The organism is Tenacibaculum sp. 1_MG-2023 (assembly GCF_030547425.1).
Lineage (GTDB): Bacteria > Bacteroidota > Bacteroidia > Flavobacteriales > Flavobacteriaceae > Polaribacter.
On sequence record NZ_JAUORH010000005.1, the window covers coordinates 109385 to 125916 of the forward strand.

The 16532-nt window shown below is 31.8% G+C and carries 8 protein-coding genes; all 8 read left to right on the forward strand.

Translation table 11 applies throughout. The features are described from left to right. Window position 1: 1 nt before the first annotated feature. The 8 genes from Q4517_RS05425 to Q4517_RS05460 all read left to right on the forward strand — a co-directional run bounded on the left by Q4517_RS05425 (window position 2) and on the right by Q4517_RS05460 (window position 15915). The gene (locus Q4517_RS05425) at window positions 2-2221 is read left to right on the forward strand and encodes a nitric-oxide reductase large subunit (protein ID WP_303507104.1); all 2220 of its coding nucleotides are present in this window, start codon (window positions 2-4) and stop codon (window positions 2219-2221) included. A 248-nt stretch (window positions 2222-2469) separates the two neighbouring features. Then, the gene (locus Q4517_RS05430) at window positions 2470-3339 is read left to right on the forward strand and encodes a zinc-dependent peptidase (RefSeq protein WP_303507106.1); all 870 of its coding nucleotides are present in this window, start codon (window positions 2470-2472) and stop codon (window positions 3337-3339) included. Window positions 3340-3572: 233 nt separating this feature from the next. After that, window positions 3573-3848: a hypothetical protein gene (locus tag Q4517_RS05435; protein WP_303507109.1), complete on the forward strand. Its 276-nt coding sequence runs from the start codon at window positions 3573-3575 to the stop codon at window positions 3846-3848. A gap of 1573 nt (window positions 3849-5421) precedes the next feature. Next, window positions 5422-7767 (forward strand): class I SAM-dependent DNA methyltransferase, encoded by a 2346-nt coding sequence (locus tag Q4517_RS05440; protein WP_303507111.1) that lies wholly within the window; start codon window positions 5422-5424, stop codon window positions 7765-7767. A 4-nt stretch (window positions 7768-7771) separates the two neighbouring features. Further along, complete coding sequence (locus Q4517_RS05445) at window positions 7772-9019, forward strand: restriction endonuclease subunit S (RefSeq protein ID WP_303507113.1); 1248 nt, start codon at window positions 7772-7774, stop codon at window positions 9017-9019. Between the two features lie 28 nt (window positions 9020-9047). Further along, window positions 9048-10808 (forward strand): DUF262 domain-containing protein, encoded by a 1761-nt coding sequence (locus Q4517_RS05450; RefSeq protein WP_303507116.1) that lies wholly within the window; start codon window positions 9048-9050, stop codon window positions 10806-10808. Window positions 10809-10819: 11 nt separating this feature from the next. Then, window positions 10820-12892: a DUF262 domain-containing protein gene (locus tag Q4517_RS05455; RefSeq protein ID WP_303507119.1), complete on the forward strand. Its 2073-nt coding sequence runs from the start codon at window positions 10820-10822 to the stop codon at window positions 12890-12892. A gap of 8 nt (window positions 12893-12900) precedes the next feature. Continuing rightward, window positions 12901-15915 carry a type I restriction endonuclease subunit R gene (locus Q4517_RS05460; protein ID WP_303507121.1) on the forward strand — a complete coding sequence of 1005 codons (3015 nt, stop codon included), beginning with the start codon at window positions 12901-12903 and terminating at the stop codon, window positions 15913-15915. Window positions 15916-16532 lie beyond the last annotated feature (617 nt).

Genomic DNA, 16532 nt, shown 5'->3' on the forward strand with positions numbered 1-16532 from the left:
AATGAGAAAAATTTGGACTGGATTTATTGCAGTAGTCGTATTATCATTTATTGCATTAATATGGGTAGGTACAGAAGTTTACCAAACCCAACCCCCTATACCTGAAACAGTAAAAGTTAACGGAAGTAACGAAACTATATACACTAAAAAAGATATTCAAGATGGACAAAATATATGGGAATCTATTGGAGGAATGGAAGTGGGTTCTATTTGGGGACACGGAAGTTATGTAGCTCCAGACTGGACAGCCGATTGGATTCATAAAGAAGCAGTTTACTTATTAAACTATTGGTCAAAAAGAGATTTTAATATTGATTATGACGCTTTAGATGAAGAAAATAAAGCTGCTCTAAAAGCTCGATTGGTAAAAGATATTAGAACCAATACGTTTAATGAAAAAGACCAATCAATAACTATTTCAAAAGAACGAAAAGAAGCTATTGTAGCAAACTCAGCACATTACACAAACATCTTTTCGAAAGGTCATGAAAAATATGCCATTCCAGAAGGCGCCTTAACCGATATTGAAAAACTACGAAAACTAAATGCTTTCTTATTCTGGACCTCTTGGGCAGCAAGTACAGAAAGACCTGGAAAAGATTACACCTATACTTCTAACTGGCCACATGAGCCGTTAATTAATAATACGATTACTCCCGATTCACAACTTTGGTCAGGGTTCTCTATAATTTTATTACTACTATTTATTGGAGTGTTAACTTATTATTACATCCGAAACCATGAAAAAGGAGAAGCAGTAACAAACCCAAACAAAGATCCTTTACTCGACTTAAAGCTATTTAGGTCTCAAAAAGCAGTATTGAAGTACTTTTTAGTTATTTCCCTACTTATTGTATTACAAGTTGTTTTGGGAATTGTTACTGTACATTACACAGTAGAAGGGCATGCATTCTTCGGATTTAATTTATCTGAATATCTTCCGTATTCAATCTCAAGAACATGGCATACGCAACTTGCTGTATTTTGGATTGCTGCTACTTGGTTAGCTACAGGATTATTCTTAGCGCCAATAATCAGTGGTAAAGAAATGAAGTACCAAGTTTTCGGTATCAACTTCTTATTTGTAGCCTTATTAATAATTGTCTTAGGTTCAATGTTAGGAGAATGGTTAGGTGTACATCAGTTTTTAGATTTAACTACCAACTTCTTCTTTGGCCACCAGGGATACGAATACATGGATTTAGGTAGATTCTGGCAAATATTCTTAGGTATTGGTTTAATATTATGGGTAGTTATGGTTGGTAGACATGTGTGGTATGGTATCCGTAAAAAAGACGATTCTAAACATTTACTTTCTATCCTATTAATAGCTGTAATTGCTATTGGTATGTTCTTTTTCTCAGGATTAATGTATGGAGAAAACAGCTCATTACCAGTAATTAATTATTGGAGGTGGTGGCTCGTACACTTATGGGTAGAAGGTTTCTTTGAGGTATTTGCTACCGTAGTTATTGCTTATATCTTTTCTCGAATGAAAGTTATTTCAACCAAAACAGCAGGAAAAACAGCGATAGCCTCAGCAACAATTTTCTTAGCAGGTGGTATCATTGGTACCTTACACCACTTATATTATTCAGGAACACCGGTGCAAGCCATTGCCTTAGGAGCTACGTTTAGTGCTTTGGAAGTGGTACCGCTTACCTTAATGGGATTTGAAATTAGAGAAAACTGGAATTTGTTGAAAAAGAATGCTTGGATTCAACGTTATAAATGGCCTATCTTTTTCTTTATTGCTGTTGCTTTTTGGAACATGGTAGGGGCTGGTGTATTCGGGTTCTTAATCAACCCTCCTATTGCACTATACTACATTCAAGGGTTAAATACTACTGCAGTACATGCACACACTGCCTTGTTTGGAGTATATGGAATGTTAGGTATGGGCTTTATTTTAATTTGTTTACGTCTATATTCAAACATTGCTTGGAACGAAAAATTGGTAAAAAATGCATTTTGGTTCTTAAATATTGGATTGATATTAATGGTCGTATTAAGCTTATTACCAGTTGGTATAATTCAAGCATACACCTCAATAACCAAAGGATATTCTTTTGCTAGAGATCCAGAGTTATTATACAATCCAACAGTACAAACCTTAAAATGGATGCGAATGATAGGAGATATTGTATTCTCTTTAGGTATTGTATGTTTCTGCTGGTTTGTGGTAAAAACAACGATTAATGCTATAAAACAAAAATCGTAACACTTCTTTATTTTTATAAAAAGTCTGTGTAATTATTTTTACACAGACTTTTTATCTTCACAAAGATGTTATCTAAAATATCTTTAAAAAACAATCCGTTAAGTTAATATCAAACTGTCATTACAAATGGATACTGAGCAAAGTCAAAGTGGAATCCGTCGATTAGTAAATGGCTTCACTAATGTTTCCACTCTACCCTATTTTTATATATTTGAAAAAAATTACTGGTTGTCGCAACTCTATTTTAAATGACTTATCTATCTATAATTATAATCGTAGGTATTTTTCTTGTATTCAAAAAAAATATCTCAGCACCTCAATGGAAACAACCTACAACTCACTTTCCTAACAAATGGAAAATTAGTTTAACTAAAAAAGTTGCTTTTTACAACGCACTTACTCCTGATAAAAAAGAATTGTTCGAGTTCAAGGTTTTTGAATTTTTATTAAATCATGACGTTGTTGGTGTTGACGTTACGATTACAATTACGGACAAACTACTTATAGCTTCCAGTGCTGTAATTCCTATTTTTAATTTTCCTGAATGGCGCTACCCCAACATCAAAGAAATCATTTTATATCCTGCCATGTTTAACGAACATTTTGAAACAGAAGGAAACAACCGAAGAATTTTAGGAATGGTAGGTAACGGGTATTTAGAAGGAAAAATGATTTTATCTAAACCTGCTTTACATCTAGGTTTTGAAAATGAAACCGATAAAAAGAATACTGCCATCCACGAATTTGTGCATTTAATTGATAAACTAGATGGAAATATTGACGGAATTCCACATGTATTATTAGAAAAACAATACAGCATTCCTTGGGTAGACTTAATCAACAAAAAGATTGAAGAAATATACAACGATGCTTCTGATATCAATCCGTATGGAGGAACTAACAAAGCGGAGTTTTTCTCGGTAGCAAGCGAATACTTTTTTGAACGCCCAAAGTTATTAGCTAGAAAACACCCTGACCTTTATGAATTGCTAGAACAAATTTTTAAGCAAGATATGGATGACATGAATCTACATTTAAAACGTCTTGATATTTCCAGAAACGATCCTTGTCCTTGTGATAGCGGAGTGAAATACAAAAAGTGTTGTGGGGTGAACTAACCCTCTCCTATACTTTTCATTTCGAAGAAGGTACGAGTGAGAAATTGTAAGGTTCAGCGTAGTTAAATCTCACAAAGTGAGTAACTCCTGTTCTTACTATTTTTTAGTCTCATACTCCTTCAATTGGACAGAGACCAATAAACACCTCTTCGGAAATCCACATTTTTTTCTGCATATTTCTCCTTTTAAATCATTGTTCTAATAGATAATTTTGCCTGTATAAAACATGAATTATGGAAGAAGTAGTTTTTAAAGCCTTATTAACTGAAACTAAATTTAATAGAATAGACAATTTTATTCAAGAAATAATTAACAACAATCAAAATAACGGAGCTACCTACGAGTCAGTGAGAGAATCTATTATAAAATTGGTTTTATATCGATTTATTAAAATAGACACAACTGCTTCTACAGATTGTATTTTACGAGAGAATAATTTTTATCAAGCTCGTGAACTAGGTAGTGTGAGTTCTTGGTTAGAAAAAAGACGTACTTACGAGTATTCTTAATAAGATTACTTACATACACTAAAGTCGAATTGGATAACAACCTAATCCAATTAATCTAAAACGGTCATTTCGAAGAAGCGATTTTATGAGCGACTGAGAAATCTCATGAATCAGAATTACTCACAAACTACTACTTTCATTTTGTCTTGATACAAAACGAAACAAAAAATCAAGACTTATTTTTCTTTTTTTGAATTCTACGTTGTATTCCGTATTCGAATCCAGACCGTAAACTCTTTGGATTCTCTTCTACTCCATAACCTTGAATGCTAGCAAAATAAAAATAGGTCGATTTTTACTCATAAGCCTTCTCTACCCCCTCGCAATTACGGTAAAAACCATCCTTAGAAAGCAAGCCGAAAATTAACAACAAACTGTCACTTCGAGTGAAATTCACGAAATACAGTGAAGGGAATTTTGTATCGAGAAGTATTTGGTAGTAACAAGGTTCTCGATACTATTTTGTTCCTCTACGTTGCACAAAATCACTCGAACTGACATCTTAACGTCATTATGAACGGACACTGAGCGAAGTCGAAGTGGAAAGTGACGTAATCTCATGAATCTAAAACGGTCATTTCGAAGAAGCGATTTTATGAGCGACTGAGAAATCTCATGAAGCAGAGTTACTCACAAACATATACTTTCATTTTGTCTTGATACAAAACGAAACAAAAAATCAAGATTTATTTTTCCTTTTTTGAATTCTACGTTGTATTCCATATTCGAATCCAGATCGTAAGCTCTTTGGACTCTCTTATACTCCATAACCTTGAATGCTACTAAAATAAAAATAGGTCGGTCTTTACTCATACTCTTCTCTACCCCCTCGCAAAGACGATAATAAAACGTCCTCAGGAAGCAAGCCTAGAATTAACAACAAACTCTCACTTTGAGTGAAATTCATTAAACATAATAAAAGGAGTTTTGTATCGAGAAGTATTTGATAACAACAAGCTTCTCGATACTATTTTGTTCCACTACGTTGCACAAAATCACTCGAACTGACACCTTAACGTCATTATGAACGGACACTGAGCGAAGTCGAAGTGGAAAGTGACGTAATCTCATGAATCTAAAACGGTCATTTCGAAGAAGCGGTTTTATGAACGACTGAGAAATCTCATGAAGCAGAGTTACTCACAAACATATACTTTCATTTTGTCTTGATATAAAACGAAACAAAAAATCAAGACTTATTTTTCTTTTTTTGAATTCTACGTTGTATTCCGTATTCGAATCCAGACCGTAAACTCTTTGGATTCTCTTATACTCCATAACCTTGAATCCTAGCAAAATAAAAATAGGTCGGCGTTTATCCATACTCTTCTCCACCTCCTCGCAAAAACAAAAACCAACACACAACAACTAACAAAATTCTAAAAACAAACATTTTTCTATTACGGTACGTATACTTTTAAAACTTATACAACAATACTAAATCTTATTTTTAACACACTTACCTCTTTTTTACGCTTTCTTATGGTTTTCCGTAGGGTAATTGTACGGGTTTTGTTATTTTAGGGCGTTTAAAATAACACAAAATTTCTTCCTTAATAAGGAAATAAAATATATGACACATACGAGCCACAATAAATTAGTATCGTTTATATGGTCTATTGCAGACGATTGTTTACGAGATGTTTATGTACGAGGAAAATATAGAGATGTAATTTTACCAATGATCGTTTTACGTAGGTTAGATGTATTACTTGAACCTACAAAAGATGAAGTATTAGAGGAAAAACGATTTCAAAAAGAAGAATTGGGTTTTACGGAAGATGATGCAAACGGTTTAACTAAGGCTTCTGGCTATGTGTTTTACAATACCAGTAAATGGACGCTTCAAAAATTACATGATACAGCAACCAATAGTCAACAATTATTACAAGCAAATTTTGAAGAGTACTTGCTTGGTTTTAGTAGTAATGTGCGTGAAATTATAACGAAGTTCAACTTAAAAGCACAAATACGCCATATGGCGAATAAAGATGTGTTGTTGGATGTACTTGAAAAGTTTACCTCACCACATATTAATTTAACTCCTTTTGAAAAGCAAGATCCTGATGGAAGAAAATTACCGCCCCTAACAAATTTAGGAATGGGATATGTTTTTGAGGAATTAATACGCAAGTTTAATGAAGAAAACAATGAAGAAGCCGGTGAACACTTTACTCCAAGAGAGGTAATTGATTTAATGACGCATTTAGTTTTTGATCCAATTAAAAATGAATTACCTCCCTTAATGACTATTTACGACCCAGCTTGTGGTAGTGGTGGTATGCTAACCGAATCGCAAAACTTTATAAAAGATCCTGACGGAGAAATTAAAGCAAAGGGGGATGTTTATTTATTCGGAAAAGAAATTAACGATGAAACCTACGCTATTTGTAAGTCGGATATGATGATTAAAGGGAACAATCCTGAAAACATTCGTGTAGGCTCTACCTTATCTACCGATGAGTTTGCGGGAAAGTACTTTGATTTTATGTTGTCGAATCCTCCTTATGGGAAATCATGGGCTTCGGATGTAAAATATATTAAAGACGGAAAAGATGTTATCGATCCTCGTTTCATTATCAATCTAACAAATTATTGGGGAGAACTCGAAACAGTAGATGCAACACCAAGAAGTTCGGACGGACAACTCTTGTTTTTAATGGAAATGGTAAATAAAATGAAACCATTGCATGAAAGCGGTTTAGGTTCACGTATTGCTTCGGTACATAACGGTTCTAGCTTATTCACAGGAGATGCCGGCGGAGGAGAAAGTAACATACGCCGTTATATTATAGAAAACGATTTGTTAGATTGTATTATACAATTACCCAACAACTTATTTTATAATACAGGAATTACCACTTATATATGGATGCTGACTAACAACAAACCTTCACACAGAAAAGGAAAGGTTTTGTTAATTGATGCTTCTCAACAATTTCAAAAGCTCCGTAAAAACTTAGGAAATAAAAACTGTGAATTAACTGCCGAACATATTCAGCAAATTATGAACGCCTATGAGGCATTTCAAAATGTAGCGGCAGTGGAAGATACTGATTTGGCAGTGCAAGTGTTTAACAATACTGATTTTGGCTATTATAAAGCAACTATTGAACGCCCAGCACGTTTAAACGCTCAATTTACTGAAGGACGTATAGCAACCTTGCGTTTCGATAAAACCTTAAACGCACCAATGGCATGGGCATATGAAACCTATGGAGACAAGGTATATACAGACTTGGCGTCATTAGAAGAACCGATATTGGCGTGGTGTGAAGCGCAAGATATCAACTTATCAAGCGCTTACCGTAAAAAGTTAAGCAACCCAAAAACATGGAATAAACATTTAAGCTTAGTTAAGGGCGCTCAAGAATTATTTAGGCATATTGGTAATGCATTGTATACCGATTTTAATGTGTTTAAAAAAGAGGTAGATGCCGTGTGTAAAACTAAAGACATCATACTAAGCGCCAGTGAAAAGAAAACCATTTTACAGGCAGTAAGTTGGTATGATGAAGCCGCGGAAAAGGTGATAAAGAAACGACAAAAGTTTACACCTAAGCAATTAGAAGAGCTTCTAGTACGATTAGGGTGTGCAAAAGAAAATTTAGCTGACTTTGGTTATTATGCTACAGAAAAAGCCAATGAATATATTATTTACGAAACCCAAAGTGATTTACGTGATTATGAAAACATACCGCTAAACGACACCATACATAATTACTTTACAAAGGAAGTACAACCGCATGTTGCTGAAGCTTGGGTAGCTATAGAAAAAACCAAAATTGGTTATGAAATTAGCTTTAATAAGTATTTTTATAAGCACAAGCCTTTGCGAAGTATAGAAGAAGTTACAGCTGATATTTTAGCTTTAGAAACACAAAGTGATGGTTTAATTGCTAATATTTTAAAGTTTTAAAAAGATGGAAGCAGTTAAAAAACGATTAAACGAAAATAGCTTACAGCGTTATCCATCTTATAAAGATTCTGGGGTAGAATGGTTGGGAGAAATTCCTGAACATTGGGAGTTAAAACGTTTTAAACATCTTTTTAAAGAGAAGAAAATAACTCACAATATTGAATTAAACTCAGGCTCTATTAGTTTTGGTAAAGTCGTTTATAAAGATGACGAAAAGGTTCCTTTAGCAACGAAAAAATCTTATCAGGTTTTAAATAAAGGCGAATTTTTAATAAATCCTTTAAATTTAAATTATGATTTAATTAGTCTTAGAATAGCTTTATCGGATAAAGATGTTGTTGTAAGTTCTGGTTACATTATAGTACAAAACGCTATAGAAATCTCAAAATCATATTTTAAGTGGTTATTACATATTTTTGATATTGCTTATATGAAAACCTTAGGTTCAGGGGTGAGACAAACATTAAGTTTTACACACATAGCTAATTCAGAGTTAGTATTCCTTCCAATCCAAGAACAAACAGCCATCGCTACTTTTTTAGACGATAAAACTCAAAAAATACAAGAAGCAATTAAGATAAAAGAGCAACAAATTGCTTTATTAAAAGAGCGTAAACAAATACTCATACACAAAGCCGTAACTCGTGGTTTAGATGATAGCGTTCCTCTAAAAGATAGTGGCGTAGATTGGATTGGTAAAATTCCTGAGCATTGGGAGGTGAAGAGATTTAAATTTACATGTGATATAACTACAGGATCTAAAAATACAGAGGATAAAGTAGAAAACGGGAAATACCCCTTTTACGTAAGATCGCAAACTCCTGAAAAAATTAATACTTATACTTTTGATGGAGAAGCAATTTTGACTGCAGGAGATGGCGCGGGTGTAGGTAAAGTATTTCATTATATAAATGGAAAGTTTGATTACCACCAAAGGGTATATAAGTTTAGTAGTTTTCGAATGGTACATGGAAAATTTCTATTTTATTATTTAAGAAGTGAATTTTTTAATGTTGCTTTAAATGGAGAAGCTAAATCAACAGTTGATAGTTTAAGATTACCATTAATTCAGAACTTTATGGTAACTATACCTCATTATTCCGAACAAAAGAGGATTCTTGAGTTTATTGATAGTAAATCAGAAAAAATAAATAAAACCATTAGTTTAAAACAAGAAGAAATAGAAAAGTTAAAAGAATACAAAAGCAGTTTAATAAATAGTGTGGTAACGGGTAAGGTGAAGGTGTGTTAATGTAATAAAAATATAAGAAGAAAAAGAAATGAAAGAGTTAATCTATAATGTTGAAAGTATTTTTAACACACAAGAGCAAATAGGATGTTTATTTCAATACAATGCTATTGGTTACCATATACCAGCCTATCAGAGAGGTTACAAATGGGGATCTGACAAACATGGAGCGGTTACAATATTATTAAACGATTTATGGAATCAATATCAAAAATATAAGTCGTCAGATAAAAAAGAATATTTTTTGCAATACATAACAGTAAAACCTATTCTAATAGATGAAAACACGTATTTAGAGGTAATTGATGGGCAACAAAGATTAACAACACTTTCCATTTTACTATCGTGTTTTGCTGCTTTATTGGAACATAAAAATATTGCAGACAGTAAATTAGATTATGCTATTAGAGAAAACTTTTTTAAAGACCATATATATCAAAAAGAATCTTTTTTAAGTTTAGTAGCCCATAATTGGGAAAACCTTATAGCAGCTGATAATTCATTAAACAAACAAGATGTTTTTTATCTGTTTAAGGCTTCTAAAAAATGTTATGAAACTTTAACTTCAAGTAGACAAAAAAAAGAATTAGTAAATTTTTATAATTATATCTGTGCCTATGTCAAGATAATTGTAAATTCTGTTGAAAAGCACATAGTAAGTGAAACAGTATTTAAAAATTTAAATAGTAACAAAGTACCTTTAACAGAAACAGAATTAATAAAAGGACTTTTTATAACTAAAGTAGGTAGAGAGATAATTAAACATAATGGTAAAGGTACTTTTCAAGAATTAACAGAAAAAAGAATAACCATTGGTAGGCAGTGGGATGAAATTACTGCATGGGCAAATAATCCTGAAATTTTTAATTTATACTTTAACGATTCTTCTACAGATGGAATGTTTAACTTACTACACATAGCAGCCCAATCAACAGTTAAGAAATGTATTCATGTTTCAAGTAAAAAAGGAGAGTTTAACTTATTTAATTATTATTTAGAAAATGAGAATTTTGTAAAAAGCTTTCATATAATTGTAGAAGTTAAAAATAAACTAGAGTCTTGGTTTTACAATACAGAAATATATAACCTAATAGGTTTTCTTAGGTTTGAAAAAGCTAATAAACATAAGTTTAAAAACAAATTACTAGAGTTTTTAACCTATGATTCAATTAAAAAATTAAAAGAAGAGTTAAATGCATTAAAAAAAGATATTTTAAACATAAACATTGATGAAGTATCTTATGCTGATGAAGATAGTACCCCTTTACATAATATACTATTGGCTATGAACGTATTTCCCATAGGGCAAGAAAATGTAAGATTTGATTTTTATAGTTATAAAGATGAAAATTGGACTTTAGAACATATTTTTCCTCAAACACCAGAAGGTAAAAATGTTGTTTTAGATAATCCACAAAAAGAGGCTATAAAACAAATTTTAGGAGATAAAATAACAGACGAAATAAAGACTGTTTTAGCATTAGAAGTTAGAGAAGAGCCAGAGAAAGAAATCTATTACAAAGCTTTAAAAGAGGATAGGGGGTTAAACAGTATTGGTAATATGTGTTTGCTTTCACTAAAAGATAATAGCTCTAATGGGAATAAGTTTTTTAATGATAAAAGAAAAAATATTTTAGAGCGTATACAAAGAGGAAGTTTTGTACCTAAACATACTTTTGATGTATTTAGCAAAATGTTTCCAGAAGCAGATACAGGCAACATGAAAGCATGGACAGGTACTGATATTTTAAAACATGAAAATCATATAAAGCAAACTATAAACACCTTGTAGATATAATAGCTATGAAAGCAGGAAAATATAATGTTAAAGATCTTTTTGCCAACAGATATGTTAATCAAATAATAATACCTGAGGTTCAACGAGATTATGTATGGTCTAATTTACAAGTAGATGGTTTGTTAAACTCTATACTAACAGATTACAGAAGCTTTACATCTTCTTCAATAAAATTACCTGAAATAGAAGATTTAGAATTAGCTGAAGCTTTTCAAGAGTTTTATTTATCACGTAAATACTCATCAAATATTGGTTTTATCTATGCATATACAGACGCACAATCTGAAGGTAAATACTTTCTAATTGATGGACAACAAAGAATAACAACAATAGTTTTATTATTATTGGCTATTACCAAAAAAGCATTTTCTAAGTTAGAAGATAAATTTAAAGCAACATATTTACATAAATTAGACTATAAAGTAAGAGAAAGCTCACATGTTTTTTTACAAGATTTTATTTCTCACGAATTATCCAATAAAGATTTTACATTCAAAGAATCGCTTCATTACTTTGGGAATAGGTATGAAAGTGATAAGACAATACAATCTGTTTTAAATAACTATAATAGAATACTAGAAATTCTTGAATGCCAAGAAGTAAGTTTTGAAGCATTATTTGATTATGTAGAAACCAAAGTAGAGTTTTGGTATTTTGATACAAATATTAGCGAACAAGGTGAGGAGTTATATATTTATATGAATGCTCGCGGGGAGCATATGCAGGCTAACGAAAATATAAAGGCTGTTTTATTAGAAAAACTACCTGATATTGAGGAGAAAAATAGATATGGCAAAAAATGGGAGGAATGGCAAGATTTCTTCTGGGTTAAAAGAGATAAAAACCAAAATGCAGATAAAGGATTTAATCAATTTTTATCATGTATAGCAGGCTTAGAGTTATATTTAAAAGATGACAGAACTAAATTTTACAATAAAAGTAGATTTGATGAAAATGGAATAAAAATATCTGATATTTTAGAAGTTTTAGATATTAGTTGTATCGAAAAATATTTTAATGTTTTAAAAGAACTATTTGAGAAGAAGGAACAATTTATTAAGCAAAGAGATTATTGTAAGTGGTTACCTATAGCATTAGACAAGTTTTGGGAGTTATTAAATACAAATACTATAAATTGGTTTGCTGATTATACTGATAATAACAGGGCTGTAGAAAGAAATGCTATGGTATATATTTGGTCTGTTTTACTATACTTAACCAAATCTAAAACAAGTATAGAGCTAATTTCTGATACTTACAGATTATTACGTATTTATTGGGTAAGGTATAATAATAATATCCGTTCAGTAAGTAACATAAAGATAGAGGTTAATTCTCAGATTAATTCAGGTATTTGGAAAGAACCAATTATGGATACAGAAGAGAAATCTACTGTTGATGAGCATTTTAAAAACAAAATTTATAACACTTGTAAACCATCTGAGCAAAAAGAATTAGAAGAATTAATATGGGAGATTGAAGACCACGAATATAATTTATTAGGTAGAGATGTTGGAAATATAAACATCACACATTTAATAGATAAATCATCAGAAATTACAATTGAAAGTTTAACTCTTATACGAGATAAATTTTATGAACTTTTTCCTGTAGGAGACAAAAATCATAATACAATAAAGCATGTGTTATTGTATTATGGGGCTTTTTATGATAGAGTAAGTCCTTATTACTATAGGAATTATAACTTTAGTAATTGGCGAAGAATAATTAGAAATTTAGGCAACGAAAAAAAAGATACAACATATCCTTTTAAAGATTTTTGGAATGATTTTTTACGATTTAAAGGGACTATAAATAAATTCATAGAAAAAAAAGGTACTTCAGAATTAAAGCCAGAAGATTGTTTAAGTTTCAACGATAAACTACTTTGGTACAGTACCAAATTAAAAGAAAAAATGTGGAGTCAAGGTACCAATATTTGTCTTTCGTTAGGAAACCCGTGCAGTTTGTCTGATTGGAGTAGTAAAGATGAAATATTTTCTAATAATTATATTTTTTACAATACAAAAGGAAATTTAAAAGGCGGTACTCCCAAAAAATTATCAAATTTACTATAAACAAAACTATGCATAGCAATACCTCCGAAATAGCCTTAGAACAAACCATAGAAAAAGTATTAACAGGAAGCTGTAAAGAAGAAAGAAATGGCTTTTCTAATGAAGAAGATATACAATATACTAATGAATTGTTTGTAAGTGGACAACCTAGTGATTTTGACAAGCGTTTTGCAATAGACACGCAATACTTTTGGCAGTTTTTAGAGAATACACAAAAAGAAGAGTTAGAAAAACTACAAAAACAAAGCGATTGGCAATTAAAAATTTTAAACAGGTTTGAGAGGCTTATAAAAAAGTATGGCGTATTGCATTTACTTCGTAAAGGTTTAGAAGTGGATGATGCACACTTTACCTTGTTCTTTCAAGCTCCATTAGCCAGTAGTAGTGCTAGTGTTAAAGAAAATTTCCGACAGAATATATTTAGTGTTACACGTCAAGTAGCCTATTCAGAGGCTAATCCTCGTGAGGAAATTGATATGGTAATTTTTATCAATGGTATTCCCATTATTACCATGGAATTAAAAAACCATTGGACAGGACAAAATGCGCGTTCTCATGGTATTCATCAATATAAAAAGCAACGAGATGCTAAACAGCCTTTATTACAGTTTGCTCGTTGTATTGTTCATTTTGCAGTAGATACTGATGAAGCATATATGACTACTAAATTACAAGGAGATGCCACCTTCTTTTTACCCTTTAACAAAGGAAATAATCATGGTAAAGGAAATCCTAAAAATCCAAACGGACATAAGACAGCCTATTTATGGGAAGAAATATTTACCAAAAGAAGTTTAGCTAATATTATTCAACATTTTGTACGTTTAGATGGTACCAAGAAAGATACTTTAACAAAACGCACCTTGTTTTTTCCTCGTTATCATCAGTTAGATGTAGTAAGGAAATTAATAGACCATGCTAGTGTTAATGGTACAGGATACACGTATTTAATTCAACACTCAGCAGGCTCGGGGAAATCAAATTCTATAACATGGGCTGCTTATCAACTAATAGAAACCTATCCTACTCATACTGAAGCACAGGGAGCAAAAAGTGTTGACCTTCCATTATTTGATTCTGTTATTGTAGTAACGGATAGGCGATTATTAGACAAACAGATTCGTGAAAACATTCGAGAGTTTTCAGAAGTTAAAAACATTGTTGCCCCAGCATTATCATCTAAAGATTTAAGGGAAAGCCTAGAGCAGGGTAAGAAAATAATTATTACTACCATACAAAAGTTTCCATTTATATTAGATGGTATTGGTGATCTTACGAATAAAAACTTTGCTGTAATAATTGATGAAGCGCACAGTAGTCAGAGTGGTAAAGCACACGACAGTATGAATACTGCCATGGGTGCCGATTTAGATGAAGTAGACGCTCAAGACAAAATAGTAGAGGCAATGAAAGCGAGAAAATTAAAACAAAATGCCTCTTACTTTGCTTTTACCGCAACACCTAAAAATTCAACACTTGAAAAATTTGGTATGCAACAAGCCGATGGAACGTTTATCCCGTTTCATTTATATTCTATGAAACAAGCCATAGAAGAAGGCTTTATTCTAGATGTTTTACATAACTACACCACGCTAAAAAGTTACTATCAAATAGAAAAATCAATTAGTGATAATCCAGAGTTTGATACCCAAAAAGCACAAAAGTATTTAAAGGCCTATGTTGAACGAGACCAGCGAACAATAAAAACCAAAGCCGAAATTATTTTAGATCATTTTATACCTAATGTGGTCAACAAAAAAAGACTGAAAGGTAAGGCTAAGGCAATGGTGGTAACTCAAAGTATTGAATCTGCCATTAAATATTACAATGCTTTAAAAGAAGTTATTGAAAGTAAAGGAAATTCATTTAAAATTGTTATTGCATTTTCAGGAGAAAAAGAAGTTGGGGGTATAAAGTATACCGAAGCTAGTATGAATGGTTTTTCAGATAAGGAAACCAAAGATATGTTTGATACCGACGAGTATAGAATACTAGTTGTAGCTAATAAGTATTTAACAGGTTTTGATCAGCCAAAGTTGTGTGCGATGTATGTTGATAAAAAGTTACAAGGTGTACTAGCGGTTCAAACCTTATCTCGTTTAAACAGATCTAATCCAGAGTTAGGAAAGAAAACAGAAGATTTATTTGTATTAGACTTCTTCAATACAACTGAAGATATAAAAATTGCTTTTGATCCATTTTATACTTCAACCATTTTATCTGAAGCTACAGATGTGAATATACTACATGATTTGAAAGATGTTTTAGATGATAGTGGAGTATACGAATGGCAAGAGGTTGAAGAGTTTGTTCTTCGCTTTTTTAACAAAGAAGATGCACAAAACTTAAGTCCTATTATAGATAATTCTGCTTATCGATTTACAGATGAATTGGGGTTTAGTGAAGAGGATAAAGCAGACTTTAAAATAAAAGCAAAACAGTTTGTAAAAATTTACGGACAAATGGCTGCAATACTCCCTTTTTTAAATGTAAAATGGGAAAAATTATTTTGGTTTTTAAAGTTCTTAATTCCTAAACTACCTATTAAAGATGAGGATAAAGATAAGCTGGATGAGTTATTAAACAGTGTTGATTTATCTACCTATGGGTTAGAAAGAGTTAAGTTAAATTATACAATAGGTTTAGATGCTCATGAAACAGAAATACTTCCTCAAAACTCAAACCCAAGAGGAGCGCATGGTTCTAAAGAAGAGAAAGATGTATTAGATGATATTGTATATAGCTTTAATGAAAGATGGTTTAAAGACTGGGAAGCTACTCCTGAAGACCAACGTGTAGTTTTTTTATCTTTGACTAAAGCAATACAAGCGCATCCAGATTTTGAAGAAAAGTTTGCTAATAATCAGGATTCACAAAATAAAGATTTGGCATTCAGAAAGATTCTAGATGATATCATGGCGCAAAAGCGCAAGCAGGATTTAGATTTGTATCGCTTATATGCAAAAGATGATGCATTTTTTCAGGCTTTTTTAGATACTATGAAACGATTATCTGCTAGATAAAAAGAAAATAATCTTGTACACTTTTTTTTCTTACAACTTTTTTGGTGTACACCACTTGTACACTTTTTAAAATGATTTTTTTTTTAGTGTACAGGTACTGTACACTTTTTTGTTTGGTTATTTTTTTGGTGTACAGGTATAGGAAGATATTTTTAACATTAAGTTCAGTAGAACTAAATCTCATGTATGGGAGTTACTCATAATCTTATGAATGTAAGTTACTATCAACTTAAAGATTTCTCAGTCGCATACTCCTTCGAAATGACAGGCATCAAGGAAAAGATTGCTTCGTCCTACCTCCTCGCAATGGCGATAACAGAACGTCCTCAGAAAACAAGCCAAAAATTACACCGCAAGAAACGTTATAAATGAAAAGCTGTTTGAGCGATAGCGAGTTCTTTTCATTTAGTTTCGAGGATGATAATTTTAGAGTGAAGGTTTCGAAAGACTAGATTTTTTGGTTCTTTTTCATCAATGGAAAAAGAATAACAATAAGGTTCTCGATACTATTTTGTTCCACTTAGTTACACAAAATCACTCGAACTGACATTTCAACGTTATTATGAACAAACATTGAGCACAATCAAAGTGGAAAGTGACGTAATCTCATGAATCTA

Excerpts from the sequence above, each read along its gene's own strand:
- Q4517_RS05450 (WP_303507116.1), top strand. The coding sequence starts at position 9,048 with ATGAAAGAGTTAATCTATAATGTTGAAAGTATTTTTAACACACAAGAG.
- Q4517_RS05455 (WP_303507119.1), top strand. The coding sequence starts at position 10,820 with ATGAAAGCAGGAAAATATAATGTTAAAGATCTTTTTGCCAACAGATAT.
- Q4517_RS05440 (WP_303507111.1), top strand. The coding sequence starts at position 5,422 with ATGACACATACGAGCCACAATAAATTAGTATCGTTTATATGGTCTATT.
- Q4517_RS05460 (WP_303507121.1), top strand. The coding sequence starts at position 12,901 with ATGCATAGCAATACCTCCGAAATAGCCTTAGAACAAACCATAGAAAAA.
- Q4517_RS05435 (WP_303507109.1), top strand. The coding sequence starts at position 3,573 with ATGGAAGAAGTAGTTTTTAAAGCCTTATTAACTGAAACTAAATTTAAT.
- Q4517_RS05425 (WP_303507104.1), top strand. The coding sequence starts at position 2 with ATGAGAAAAATTTGGACTGGATTTATTGCAGTAGTCGTATTATCATTT.
- Q4517_RS05445 (WP_303507113.1), top strand. The coding sequence starts at position 7,772 with ATGGAAGCAGTTAAAAAACGATTAAACGAAAATAGCTTACAGCGTTAT.
- Q4517_RS05430 (WP_303507106.1), top strand. The coding sequence starts at position 2,470 with ATGACTTATCTATCTATAATTATAATCGTAGGTATTTTTCTTGTATTC.